Annotated in this window: 7 protein-coding genes; 6 read left to right on the top strand and 1 reads right to left on the bottom strand. The window is 62.4% G+C overall.

Annotated features, from left to right (window positions below; all coding sequences use genetic code 11):
- The 5 genes from IVA91_RS11355 to IVA91_RS11335 all read left to right on the top strand — a co-directional run bounded on the left by IVA91_RS11355 (nucleotide 1) and on the right by IVA91_RS11335 (nucleotide 5956).
- Nucleotides 1-1152, top strand: coding sequence for a branched-chain amino acid ABC transporter permease (locus IVA91_RS11355; RefSeq protein WP_247281711.1), 1152 nt, complete (start codon nucleotides 1-3; stop codon nucleotides 1150-1152).
- Nucleotides 1149-1907, top strand: coding sequence for an ABC transporter ATP-binding protein (locus IVA91_RS11350; RefSeq protein ID WP_247281710.1), 759 nt, complete (start codon nucleotides 1149-1151; stop codon nucleotides 1905-1907). The genes IVA91_RS11355 and IVA91_RS11350 overlap by 4 nt, the downstream gene beginning before the upstream one ends.
- A 4-nt stretch (nucleotides 1908-1911) precedes the next feature.
- On the top strand, nucleotides 1912-2700 hold the full coding sequence (locus IVA91_RS11345) for an ABC transporter ATP-binding protein (RefSeq protein ID WP_247281709.1): 789 nt from the start codon (nucleotides 1912-1914) through the stop codon (nucleotides 2698-2700).
- Between the two features lie 78 nt (nucleotides 2701-2778).
- On the top strand, nucleotides 2779-4617 hold the full coding sequence (locus IVA91_RS11340) for an AMP-dependent synthetase/ligase (protein ID WP_247281708.1): 1839 nt from the start codon (nucleotides 2779-2781) through the stop codon (nucleotides 4615-4617).
- Between the two features lie 139 nt (nucleotides 4618-4756).
- Nucleotides 4757-5956, top strand: coding sequence for an ABC transporter substrate-binding protein (locus IVA91_RS11335; protein WP_247281707.1), 1200 nt, complete (start codon nucleotides 4757-4759; stop codon nucleotides 5954-5956).
- 295 nt (nucleotides 5957-6251) lie between these two features.
- Here the strand turns inward: IVA91_RS11335 and IVA91_RS11330 are convergent, their stop codons facing one another.
- Nucleotides 6252-6983, bottom strand: a complete 732-nt coding sequence (locus IVA91_RS11330) for a transglutaminase-like cysteine peptidase (protein ID WP_247281706.1) — start codon at nucleotides 6981-6983, stop codon at nucleotides 6252-6254.
- Nucleotides 6984-7714: 731 nt separating this feature from the next.
- Here IVA91_RS11330 and IVA91_RS11325 point away from each other — a divergent pair.
- Nucleotides 7715-13483 carry a VCBS domain-containing protein gene (locus tag IVA91_RS11325; protein ID WP_247450579.1) on the top strand — a complete coding sequence of 1923 codons (5769 nt, stop codon included), beginning with the start codon at nucleotides 7715-7717 and terminating at the stop codon, nucleotides 13481-13483.
- The last annotated feature ends 147 nt before the right edge of the window (nucleotides 13484-13630 follow it).

Genomic DNA, 13630 nt, shown 5'->3' with positions numbered 1-13630 from the left:
ATGCGCTTCCTGTTCAAGACCGATTATGAGGACGACATCAAGCTGTTTCCGCATTCGGGCTACGTCGCCACCTATGGCGTCCTGCTCGCACTGCTGCTGATCGCGCCCTATCTGCTCTCCAGCTACCTGATGAGCCAGCTCGTCTTCGTCTGCATCTATGCGACCGTCGGCGTGGCGCTGCTGATCCTGACCGGGTTTACCGGCCAGGCTTCGCTCGGGCACGCAGCGTTCCTCGCGATCGGGGCCTATACAGCGGCGTATTTGCAGAAATACAACGTGCCGTTCCCGGTCTACTTCCTCGCTGCCGGAGTTTTGACCGGGATCATCGGCGCGATGGTCGGCTTTCCCGCCCTGCGCCTGACAGGCATCTATCTCGTCATCGCCACCATCTCCTTTGCCTTGATCGTCGAGGAGATCCTGGCGCGCTGGGAGAGCGTCACCAACGGCAATGAAGGCATGCGGGTCAAGACGCTATCGCTGCTCGGCGTCACGGTCCCGCGCGACAGCCCGACCTTCTATTACCTCTGCCTTGCCGTGCTGGTGCTGACCATCGTCGGCACGCTCAATCTGCTGCGCTCGCCGACGGGCCGCGCCTTTGTTGCGATCCGCGATTCCGAGACCGCGGCGCGCAGCATGGGCGTCAATGTTGCGCTCTACAAGGTGAAGTCCTTTGCGATCTCGGCGGCGATCACCGGTTTTGCCGGGGTGCTGTTCGCGCACAAGCTCTCGTTCATCTCGCCGGAGATGTTCACGCTGCAGCTCTCGATCGAGTTCATCATCGTGATCCTGATCGGCGGCGCCTTCAGCCTGCACGGCGCGGTTCTGGGCGCGATCTTTATCGTGATGATCGATCCGTTCCTGACTTACCTCAAGGACGACATGCCCGGCATTATCGCCGGCATCGCCGCGACATTTGGTGCGAGCTCGGCGACTGCGGGCAACATTCAGTCCAAGGTCGCAGCCTTCGCCTCGCTCAACGGCCTGAAAGGCGCGATCTACGGCGTCATCATCGTGCTGTTCGTGCTGTTCGAGCCGCTCGGCCTCTACGGCCGCTGGCTCAAGATCAAGCTCTTCTTCCAACTGTTCCCGCTCTACAAGCGCGCCACCTTCAAGCGGCAGAAGATCTACGTGAAATCGGAGCGCAACCGATGAGCTATTTCCGCGCCGAGAACCTGTCGCTGCACTTCGGCGGTCTCAAGGCCGTCGATACGGTCTCGTTCGCGATCGAGAAGGGCGAGATCCTCTCGATCATCGGTCCCAACGGCGCCGGCAAGAGTTCGATCTTCAACCTGATCTCGCGCATCTACCGGCCGACGTCGGGCCGCATCTTCTTCGAGGACCAGGACATCACCGAACAGCCGCCCTACGACATCGCCAAGCTCGGTATTGCCCGCACCTTCCAGAACATCGAGCTGTTCGAGAACGCGACCGTGCTCTCCAATCTGCTGGTTGGACGCCACCGCCATTCCACCACCCAACTCTGGCAGGAGCTGCTGTTCCTGCCGAGCGTACGGGCCAACGAGAAGGTGCACCGCCGCCGGGTCGAGCAGGTGATCGAATTCCTCGATCTCGAACCCTATCGCGACAAGCTGATCTCGGGCCTTCCCTATGGCGTGCGCAAGGTGATCGAGCTGGCGCGCGCGCTGTGCTCGGAGCCGAAGCTGATCCTGCTGGATGAGCCGTCCTCCGGCCTCAATGTCGAGGAGACCGACGACATGTCGTTCTGGATCCGCGACATGAAAAACGAACTCGGCGTCACCGTGCTTATGGTCGAGCACGACATGTCGCTGGTGAACCGCGTTTCCGACCGCGTCATTGCTCTCAACTATGGCCGGGTGCTGGCGATGGGCTCTCCGGCCGAGGTGCAGCAGCACCCCGATGTCGTCGCCGCGTATCTGGGAGCCTGAGTCGATGGATGCGACCGCGACACCCGAGACCATCTTGAAACTCTCGAACATCGAGAGCTATTACGGGCCGATCATGGCGATCCGCGGCATCTCGCTGGAGGTACCGCGCGGCCGCATCGTCACGCTGCTCGGCGCCAATGGCGCCGGCAAGACCACAGTGCTCAAGACCATCTCCGGCATCCTCGATCCGCAGAAGGGCGCGATCGAGTTCATGGGCAAGCCGATCCAGCGCATGGAAGCCGACAGGATCGTGCGGCTCGGCCTCAGTCACGTGCCGGAGGGGCGCGAAGTCTTCCCGTTCCTCTCGGTGCGCGAGAACCTGATGATGGGCGCCTATCCGCGCCGGGACCGTGACGGCGTCGCGGAAGATCTGGAGCGCGTCTACGGCTATTTCCCGCGCCTGAAGGAGCGCATCAACCAGCCGGCCGGTCAGCTCTCCGGCGGCGAGCAGCAGATGTTGGCGATCGGCCGCGCCCTGATGAACCGGCCGACGCTGCTCCTGCTCGACGAACCCTCGCTCGGTCTGTCGCCGCTGATGGTGAAGGAGATCTTCACCATCATCCGCCGCGTCAACGAGGAGCAGCGCATGTCGATCCTGCTGGTCGAGCAGAACGCCAAGGTGGCGCTGGAGACCGCGCATTACGGCTATGTCCTGGAGATCGGCCGGATCGTGATGAACGACACCTGCGACCGCTTGATGCATTCCCAGGACATCCAGGAATTTTACCTTGGCGCCAAGGAAGTGGGCGCTAGAGGCGAACGGCGCTGGAAAAAGAAGAAAACGTGGCGTTAGATGGACGAGCCCCTCCGCAAGACATAGACCGCCGGCAAGGCAGGCGACGGAGGGGATCGCGACAAGGAGGAGAGGTGCATGGCCCGACCGGCGGTGCTGACGGTCGCTGATACGATCGCGAAGAGCTTCCTGTGCGCCGTCGAGACGCGGGGCGACAGGCCGGCGATCCGCGAGAAGAAGTTCGGCATCTGGCAGCCGACGAGCTGGCGCCAATGGCTGGATATCTCAAAAGAGGTCGCCTATGCGCTTCGCGCGATCGGCTTCATGCCCGGCGACGTCGCCTCCATCATCGCCAATGCCGTGCCCGAATGGGTCCATGCCGACATGGGCATCCTGTGCGCCGGGGGCGTCTCCTCCGGCATCTATCCCACCGACGCATCGTCCCAGGTCGAATATCTCGTCAACGACTCCAGAACAAAGGTGATCTTCGTCGAGGACGAGGAGCAACTCGACAAGGTCCTCGCCTGCCGGGCGCGCTGTCCTACCTTGCAGAAGATCATCGTGTTCGACATGGAGGGCCTCGGCGGTTTCTCCGACGACATGGTGATGTCGCTCGACGAGTTCCGCGCGCTCGGCCGCAACCACATGGTCGGCCGCGAGGCGCTGTGGCAGGAGATGATCGACAGCCGCGGCGCCGGCGATCTCGCGATCCTCGTCTACACGTCGGGCACGACAGGTCCGCCGAAAGGCGCGATGCATGCCAACCGCAGCGTGACGCATCAGATGCGGCACGCCAGCGACTTCATTCCCGCGCAAGAGGACGAGGACCGGCTGATCTTTCTGCCGCTCTGTCACGTTGCCGAGCGCGTCGGCGGCTATTACATCTCGGTCGCGCTCGGCTCGGTGATGAACTTTGCCGAGAGCCCGGAGACCGTGCCCGATAATTTGCGCGAGGTGCAGCCGACCGTTTTCCTCGCAGTGCCACGGATCTGGGAAAAATTCTATTCCGCGATCACCATCGCGCTGAAGGATGCGACGCCGCTCCAGCAATGGGTCTATCGCCGCGCCATCGGCATCGGCTACCGCATGGTCGATTGCCGGCTCGAGGGCAGGAGGCCGCCGCTGATGCTGCGCCTCGCCAACCGTCTCGCCTATCGCGTCGCTTTCCGCAACATTCGCCGCATGATTGGGCTCGACCGCTGCCGCATCGCCTTCACCGGCGCCGCGCCGATCGCCCCCGAACTGATCCGCTGGTATCTCGCGCTCGGCATCGACATGCACGAAGTCTATGGCCAGACCGAGAATTGCGGGGTTGCCACCATGATGCCGGCGGAGCGGATCAAGCTCGGCTCGGTCGGCACGGCCGTCCCCTGGGGTGAGGTCGTGCTGTCGCCCGACGGCGAGATCCTGATCAAAGGCGACTTCCTGTTCATGGGCTACCTGAACCAGCCGGAGAAGACCGCCGAAACCATCGATTCCCGCGGCTGGCTGCACACCGGCGACGTCGGCACCATCGACAATGAAGGCTTCGTCCGCATCACCGACCGGATGAAGGACATCATCATCACCTCGGGCGGCAAGAACATCACGCCGTCCGAGATCGAGAACCAGCTCAAATTCTCGCCCTACATCTCGGACGCCGTGGTGATCGGCGACAAGCGGCCCTATCTCACCTGCCTCGTCATGATCGACCAGGAGAATGTCGAGAAATTCGCGCAGGACCACGACATCCCGTTCACCAATTATGCCAGCCTGTGCCGGGCGACGGAGATTCAGGACCTGATCTGGCGCGAGATCGAACAGGTCAATGGCAATTTTGCCCGCGTCGAGACCATCAAGAAGTTCTACCTGATCGAGCGCCAGCTCACTCCGGAAGACGAGGAACTGACGCCGACCATGAAGCTGAAGCGCGGCTTCGTGAACAAGCGCTACGCTGCCGAGATCGAGGCGATGTATCGCCAGCGTGCGGTGGCGTGACTCACATGCCCCCGGAAGAGTGGGAGTCGGTTTCCCGACGGGGCATGTGAAGAAAAGAAAAGCGAGCCCATTCAAGCAAGCGGAGGAGCGATGGCCCTCGACCTTCGTCCAACACGGGCCTTTAGGAGAGGAGACGTCAATGTCGAAATCGTTCAGCGCGTTCGGCCTTGCTGTGAGTGCCGTGGTGCTCACCTGTCTGCCGGCCGCGGCGCAAACCAAGGTCACCAACGAAGGCATCTCGGCATCCGAGATCGTTATCGGCACTCACCAGGACCTGTCGGGACCGATCAAGGGTTGGGGCGTCCCGGTTGCAAACGGCATGAAGATGGCGACCGAGGAGATCAATGCGTCCGGCGGGATCAACGGCCGCAAGATTCGACTGGTCATCGAGGACAGCGGCTATGATCCGAAAAAGGCCGTGCTGGCGTCGCAAAAACTGATCGAGCGCGACAAGATCTTCGCGATGGTGGGACCTATGGGATCACCGACGGTCCTCGCCGCGCAGGACATCCTCTTCGACGCCGGCGTACTGCAGCTCTTCCCGCTGACGGCGGCCGAGTTCACCTTCAAGTTCGATCCGGCCAAGCCGCAGGAGCGACTGAAGTTCAACAACCTGTTGCCTTACGTCGAGAGCACGCGGGCCGCGCTGAAATACATGATGGAGTGGAAGGGCTTCAAGAAGCCCTGCATCATGCATCAGGATGACGAGTACGGTAAGAACGTGCTCGACGGCTTCAACCAGCAGCTCACCGCGATGAAGGCTCAGCCGGCTTCGATCACGAGCTACAAGCGCGGCGCCTCCGACTTCAGCGCGCAGATCGCCAAGATGAAGTCCGACGGCTGCGACCTCGTCGTGCTCGGCACCGTGCTCCGCGAGACCATAGGAGCGATGACCGAAGCCAAGAAACTCCGCTGGGACGTCACCTTCCTCGGTGCCACGCCGACCAACGTGATGGAGGTGCCGATGCTCGGCAAGGAAGCCGTCGAAGGTCTCTACGCCGCCAGCGGCTTCGAGATTCCCTACGAGGACACCGCCAAGGGCAAGGTCAAGGACTGGCTGGTGAACTACAAGAAGATGTTTGGCACCGACGCCAACACGCAGGCGATCATCGGCTACAACGCGGTGATGACGTTTGCGTTCTACGCGGAGAAAGCGGGCAAGGATCTCACAGGTCAGAAGATGCTGGACGCGCTCGAGTCGGGCGAGAAATTCCTCGACATCTTCAACTCGCCCCCGACCAAGTTCTCCAAGACCGATCACCTCGCCAACACGATCACCCAGGTACAGCAGGTCAAGGGCGGCCGTTGGGTGCTGGTGAAGGACAATCTGATGTTTTGATGCGCTCGCTCTTGCCGCGCGAACGGTGCACCCTCTCCCCTCGTCGGAGAGGGTCGCTTCGCGAATGCGAAGCCGGGTGAGGGGTTCTATTCTCACGAACAGTCTTGCGAGCGCAGACAGACCCGGCGCTTCGCGCCACCTTCTGCCGCAGGAGAGAAGGAAGAAAGCGCGACCGGCTACGATCCCCCACCCGCCGTCCCCGAATTCACCGGGGCCAGTTCGTCCTCCCGGCAACGCCAGCCGTCGGGCAGCGCCTTGCGCCGGCCCGTTGTCTTCATGCGCGCTACAAAGTGGATCACCGCGGCTCGGTGGCTGCGATCGAGAACCGCGCGGGTTCGTCGACATATTTCATCACGGCCGACTGGTAGAGCACGAACAGCGGCTGGTAGCTCCGCGCAGCGTCGTCCTCGACCATCGCCATGCGGCGGTTGTCGAGCATCAGCCAGTGGCCGTCGAGCCGCGCGGCGGCCACGGCATGCGCCTCGCCGGCGCGGGTGTCGCGCACCACGACGATGCGGAGGTCTTCAGCGGCAATGCCGGCGAGCCGCAGTGCGGCGAGCTTGGCAATAGCGTAGTCTTCGCAATCGCCGGCGCCGCGCTGGAAGGTCGCAAGCGGCGAGCTCCAGACGTCATTGGTGCCGTCATTGACGGCCCGGATGGCGAAGTTGACGGCGCGGTTGGCCTCGCCCAGCCGCGCATGGCCGTCGCGATCACGAGCCTGGTCGACGATGGCGAGCAGCTTCAGGGCCGCAGGCGATGCGCAATTGTCCCGATCGCCATCGCACAGCGCGAGCTGCACCATGTCGTCGTCGAGCTTGTCCTTCAGCGCGAGCCATTTCCGTTGCAGGCCGCCCGACGAGATGGCGAAGGCGAACACGCCGAAGGGCTCGGCGGATTTGCGCACAAGGACGCCGGCGCCGGGCGACAGCAGCGTGCCGGCGCGAAGCTCGGCGGCCGATCCGAGCAGGACCAATCCGCACATAACAAGGATTGCGCGCCAAGCGCGCCAGCGACCAGCGGTCTCCATCTGACATCCCCTTCCGGGCTTCGCGAGATCCCTCTCGATCTCGACGTGCCGGCTTTGTTGCTTTCGGGCAGATAGTGCGAGATGGGCCGTTTTGTTCTGCTTAACGCGCCCGGCAGGGGTCACAAAACCGGGGAACAGGCTGAAACGCGCCTGCTCATATTGCGTAAAATTTTACGCAGGCAAGGGGGACGCCACCCACGCGAGAATGGAACTAATTGCAGGTGCTGATCGTGCGCTCGTAATTTCACGCCCTATGCCTAACGACCCGCTATTTCACGCGTTCTGTTAACTGGATCACAGATTTGGTTCCATGTTTGCCCCAGTGTGCTGCCGGGTATTGGAATAGAAGATGACACAAGTATTCGTTGCCTACTCTATACTTTAGAATACGTGAGGATCGACGAAATTAGCTCCAACATGGGAAAATTATACTTCCAAATGTTTGCGGTATTGCCGCGCATCCTCCAGGAGACTTGGTTCAACGGGGCCTGTGCGGCTCGGTGACGCCGAATCACACAAGCAATAGATGGTTTCGCTAAGGACTTGGTAATGCTATGCAAGCTTAGGCAGTCGATACTTACTTAGATTTTAACCCTTTTTACGGTGCCCGGTTGAATTACGCTGGCAAATTTGACGCCACGATCTCTTTGGACGGCCCGGGTTCCCGTTTACCCGCCGATGTCCATGTCGATTTCTCTGCCAAGCCCTTTGTCGCAAAGGCACATGGCAATGTGCCCGATGGCGCGTTCGTTGTTCCTGACCCTAGCCTGATCTTCAACGGCGAGTTCAAGCGCGCAGGTCTCGACCTCGTGCTGTCCCATGAGGGTCGCGAGTTCGTCGTTCACGATTATTTCAGGGGCGACAAGCGGGCAGCGATCGCCTCGCCGGACGGCGCCCATCTCACCGGCGACATCGTCAATACCCTCACGGGCCATGTACAATATGCGCAGGCTGCGCCCGGCACCGCAGCGGCCCAGGTCATCGGTCACGTCACAAAACTCTCCGGCAGCGCGTCCGCGATCCGTAACGGCGTGTCGGTCATCCTGAACAATGGCGACAATGTCGAGAAGGGCGACGTGGTCTCGACCGGCGCCGATTCGACACTCGGCATCACCTTCATCGACGGCACCGTGTTCGGCCTGTCCTCCAATGCGCGGATGGTGCTGAACGAGATGGTCTACGACCCCAACGGGTCGAGCAATTCCTCGCTGCTGAGCCTGGTCGCGGGCACCATCACCTTCGTCGCCGGCGAGACCGCTAAGCACGGTGACATGAAGGTCGACACGCCGGTCGCCACCATGGGCATCCGCGGCACTGCGGTGCTGACCCAGATCAACTTCGTCGTCCCTGCCGGTGGCGGCGATCCGCAGCCGCAGGCGAGCTTCCAGGTGCTGGTCGAGCCGAACGGCACCACGGGCTCGTACATTCTGTTCGACAAGATCACGCTGCTGCCGATCGCGACGGTCAACCAGGCCGGCCAGATGATCCAGATCAGCGGCGGCAACATCTCGATCACCAATGCGCTGATGTCGCCGGACGTGCAGAAGCTGATCACGGACGTGTTCACGCTGAAGTTCACCGATAACAACAGCAACACTAAGCTGACCACGAACTTCACCGACACGATCACGCAGACCAGCGACGGGATCTTGATCAAGACCCCGGCCGGCTACATCGTGACCGCGGTCTTCACGAACTTCAATCCGCAGGGACAGGAAGCCCCTAGCAACTCTACGCCCACGGCCACCCGTGTTCCCGGCCAGCCGCTGGTGCAAAGCCTCGATTCCAGCGGCAATGTGAAGACCGCGTTCGCGCTCACCGAGCGCGCGGACGCCACGGGCGACACAACGCATGCCGACACTGTCTCAGGCCGGATCACCTTCGTCGACCAAAACCTTGGCGACCGGCCGTCGGTGTCGGTGAGCCTCGCCGAGGCGCCGAACTACGTCTACAAGAACGCCGGCCAGCAGGACGTCACCGGCTCGCTCACCGCGCTCCAGAAGCAGGACATCGCGGCGACGCAGATCCAGATCAGTGTCGTCGCCGATGGCGGCAACACCAACAACGGCTCGGCGGTCTGGACCTACACGATCCCCGACAACGTCTTCGACTTCCTCGCGGCCGGTGAAACGCTGACGCTGACCTACATGGTTCGCGTCGATACCAATTTCGCAGTGAGCCCGGAGTCCAAGTTCATCCCGATCACCATCACGATCACGGGAACGAACGACAAGCCCACCGTGGCGACATCGGGTGGCACCGTCATCGAGAAGGTCGGGACCGGCAACCAGGCTCTGGACACCATCACGGGCACGGTCAGCTTCACCGACGTCGATCTGACGGACCGGCCGATCGTGAGCGCGGCGCTCTCGTCGACCCAGCCGTTCAAATATCTCGATGCCGAAGGCAACGATATCAGCGCGACGCTGACGGCGGAGCAGCGCGCCGCGATCGCCGCCGTCGAGGTGCCGCTGACCGTGGTGCAGGGCGCGGGAAACAGTAACAACGGTTCGGCCACCTGGACCTACAGCGCTCCCGACCATCTCTTCGATTTCCTCGCCGAAGGCGAAAAGCTGATCCTCAACTACGTGGTGCAGGTCGATGACGGGCACGGCGGTGTGGTCAGCACGCCGATCACCGTGTCCATCAACGGTGCGGACGTCAATGTCGAGGGCACAAACGACCTGCCGACGATCGTCGAAGACTCCACGATCCCAACCGGCGCGGTGATCGAGGACACGGCGGGGACGCTCGCGGCGAGCGGCACGATTACCTTCAACGACCCCGATCTCACGGACACGCACACCGCGAGTTTCGCGCTGAAGTCGACGACGTCGAGCTCGCATTTACCCGGCTTCAGCGACGGCACCTCGCATATCGGCACTTTCGCGCTTGCGGCGGTGAGCGAAAGTCCCGGCGTCAGCACGCGAGGGTCCGTGGGCTGGACCTTTACGCTCCACGATAACGATCCGGTGCTCCAGTCGCTGGCCGAAGGCCAGACCATCAAGCAGGTCTACACCGTTACGGTCGACGATCATCACGGCGGGACGGTCACCCAGGACGTCACGGTGACCATTACCGGGACCAACGATGCGCCGACCGTTACGAGCGATGCCGACGCGGCAAGGGGGAGCGTCACCGAGGATGCCAGCACGACGCTGTCAACCTGCGGCACGCTGGCGATCAAAGATCTCGATCTGATCGACACTCACACCGCGACGGCGGTGTTCAGGTCGTCGACGTCGAGCGCGCAATTGCCAGGCTTCGACGACAACACGCCTCTCGGGACCTTCACGATCGATCCGTCGGTGGCCGAATCCAGCAGCGACACCGATAACGGTGCCACGCTGGGCTGGCATTTCGTGCTCAACGACAACGACCCGGTGCTCCAGTCGCTGGCCAAAGGGCAGACCATCACTCAAGTCTATACCGTCACTTTCACCGACGATCACGGTGCACAGGTTTCTCAGGACGTTACGGTCACCATCACCGGCACCAATGACGCGCCGACGATGACCAGCAGTGCCGCGGACGCCGCCGGAGCTGTGACCGAGGATACTTGCGCGACGCTGTCGATCGACGGCACGCTCGCGATCCAGGATCTCGACCTGATCGACGTTCACACCGCGCAGACCGTGTTGAAGTCGTCGACGTCGAGCGTTCATCTGCCGGGCTTCGACGACGGTACGCCACTCGGGACCTTCACGATCGATTCCGCGCTCGCGGAGTTCAACACCGACACCGATAATGGCGCGACGCTGGGCTGGCACTTCAGCCTCGACAACAACGATGCGGTGCTCCAGTCGCTGGCGCAGGGCCAGACCATCACCCAGGTCTACACCGTCACCTTCACCGACGATCACGGCGCGCAAGTCTCGCAGGACGTGACCGTCACGATCAACGGCGGCAATGACGCACCGACAATCACCAGCGATGCCGCCGCGGCAACGGGCGCGGTCACCGAGGATGAGGGCTCGTCGCTGTCGGCATGCGGCACGCTGGCAATCCAGGACGTCGACCTGATCGACACCCATACGGCACAGTGGTCGTTCAAATCGTCGTCCGTCAGCTCGGCTCTGGCGGGCTTCGGGACCGGTTCGCATATCGGCACTTTCTCGATCGATTCGTCGGTGGCTGAATCCGGTAGCGACGCCAGCAACGCTGCGACGCTGGGCTGGCACTTCACCTTGGACAACAGCGATCCCGTGCTGCAGTCGCTGGCGGAGGGACAGACCGTCACCCAGGTCTACACCGTCACGTTCGACGATCATCACGGCGGCACCGTCAGCCAGGACGTCACCGTCACGATTACCGGCACCAACGATGCGCCGGCCGTTTCCTATGTGACGTCGGACTACATGAATTTCGACGGCGAGACGATCGCGGTTGGCGACGTGCCGACGGTCGCCACTGATGACGTCACGCTGGACGGTTGGGTGAATTGGAGCGGGGCCGCCGATCCCGGCGACGGCCAGATCCTGTTCTACAACGGTAACACCTCGACCACCGGTTTCGGTCTCCTCGGTACGGTCAACGACGATGGTACCCTGGAGCTGCAGATTCTCGCAGGCGGCGTCGATATCGAAGATACCGGCGTGGCGCTCACGGCGTCGCAGTGGCACAACATCGCGCTGACCCGCGACAACGGCACCTTCACGCTCTATCTGGACGGAAAGCTCGAATATTCGCAGTCATGGGCGTTCAATCCGATCGACGGCAGCCCGTCGAATCCGTCGGCGTCCTACATGATGATCGGTGCGGCTAGTCATGAATGCGGGCCCGGCTATAAGGGGGAGGGCTTCACCGGCTCGATCGCCGATGTCAGCGTCTGGACCACCGCGCTCACGCAGACGCAGATCCAGTCGATCGATTTCACCGGCCTCACCGGCAACGAGGCGAATCTTGCCGCGTATTATCAGCTCGGCGACGGCAACGGGACCACGGCCGCCAATACGGTCAACTCCGCCCACAGCCTCGCGATCGAGGGTACTGCGGACTGGGCCAGCGGGACCTCCGGGCCGGGCGGCGCCGTTGCCGGTCTGATGGAAACCAATGCCGGCCAGCTCTCGCATGGCGTGCTGACGGTCTCCGAGGTCGACGCGAGCGACCACGTCACGGTGTCGGTCAGCCAGGTGCAGGTCTCTCTCGATGGCGTGCCGCAAACCGGCTGCGTCGGCGGGCTGTCGCATGCAGATCTTTTGAACTATCTCACCGTGCCGTCCGGCGACATCCTCGATGGCACGGCCACCTATGCCCAGTTCTCCTGGTGTTTTAATTCGGGCAGCCAGGCCTTCAACTTTCTCGCCGCCGGCCAGACGCTGTCGCTGCAATACACGATCGTTCCGTCGGATGCCGAGGGCGCTGGCACAGGCGCAATCGTCACAGTCAACATTGCCGGCAGCAACGATGCGCCGACGCTGTCCGATCTTCACATCGGCCCGCTCACGGACACCGCCGAGGACGACACCTTCTCCAACCTCACCGGGCAACTGGCCGGCACCGACTCCGATAGCGGCGAGACGGCGACGCTGACCTTTGCCGTCCTGAACGCGGATCACCATGCCACGACGACAGTTGCGGGACTGTACGGTTCGCTCACGGTCAACCCAGACGGCAGCTACAGCTACGTTCCCAATGCAGGGGCCATCAACGCGCTGTCGGACGGGTCCTATGCGGATATTTTCACGGTCCAGACCACGGACGCGCATGGTGCCACCGGCACGGCAACGCTCAGGGTAGACGTGACCGGCGCCGACGACGCCAGCGGCCCGGTCATCGACACCACGAGCTTCTACGTCTGGCACGACAACGAGAGCAACACCGACTTCATCACCGGTCTCTCGATCATCGACACCGATGCCGACGCTGCGACGGATGAGTTCCAGATCACGACCGTAACTGCACATGATCCGGACAGCAGTGTCGCCCCGGGGGCGGCGTGCGGCTCTCTCGATGACATCAACTTGGCCCTCGCGGATGGGGTCATTTATGATCCGGGCCAAACGCCGCCGGACAACGATCAGATCACGCTGACGGTGAAGGACAGAACCACCGGCCTGTTCGATACCGTCCACTTCCTCTTCAACGAGGCGGGGGACACCGGCCAGGGCATCACCCTGGAGGGCACCGGCGGCAAGGACGTCATCTTCGCGACCGACACCGGCGACACGCTGATCGGAGGCGCCGGGAAGGATCAGTTCGTGTTCTCGCCGGGTTCGATTGGTTATGGCCCCGAAAACTCCAATACGGATTTCACGCACACCATCATCGATTTCACGACCGGGCTGGACAAGATCGACCTGCGGCAGTTCTCGGACGTCAACTCCGTCGGCAATCTCACCATCGTCCAGCAGCAGGGCTCCGGCGACACGCTGGTCAATTGGCATCAGCAGGTCACGCAGCCCGAGGGCGCGCCGGTCACGGAGAACGAGTCGCTGCTGCTGAAAAACGTGATCGCGGCAAATCTCAAGGCCAGCGATTTCATCTTCCACATGACCTGATCGCCGCCCGGGAGCTCCCGCCAGCCGGCTCGCGGCCTGGCCGCGTCAAAAAATCCATAATCCTCGGCCGCCAGGGCATAGTAAATCGCGCGCGGACGCTTCATGATCAGTGCGCACGGCAGGAGGCGGGACAGGAAGCCCGACCGG

This window comes from Bradyrhizobium sp. 153, assembly GCF_023073835.1.
Classification (GTDB): domain Bacteria; phylum Pseudomonadota; class Alphaproteobacteria; order Rhizobiales; family Xanthobacteraceae; genus Bradyrhizobium.
Note: the sequence above shows the minus strand (reverse complement) of the source record. Positions and strands in the feature narration are given on the sequence as shown.

Bases quoted from the DNA above. Each gene is read 5' to 3' on its own strand.
- IVA91_RS11340 (WP_247281708.1), top strand. From the start codon at position 2,779: ATGGCCCGACCGGCGGTGCTGACGGTCGCTGATACGATCGCGAAGAGC.
- IVA91_RS11355 (WP_247281711.1), top strand. From the start codon at position 1: ATGCGCTTCCTGTTCAAGACCGATTATGAGGACGACATCAAGCTGTTT.
- IVA91_RS11335 (WP_247281707.1), top strand. From the start codon at position 4,757: ATGTCGAAATCGTTCAGCGCGTTCGGCCTTGCTGTGAGTGCCGTGGTG.
- IVA91_RS11350 (WP_247281710.1), top strand. From the start codon at position 1,149: ATGAGCTATTTCCGCGCCGAGAACCTGTCGCTGCACTTCGGCGGTCTC.
- IVA91_RS11330 (WP_247281706.1), bottom strand. From the start codon at position 6,983: ATGGAGACCGCTGGTCGCTGGCGCGCTTGGCGCGCAATCCTTGTTATG.
- IVA91_RS11345 (WP_247281709.1), top strand. From the start codon at position 1,912: ATGGATGCGACCGCGACACCCGAGACCATCTTGAAACTCTCGAACATC.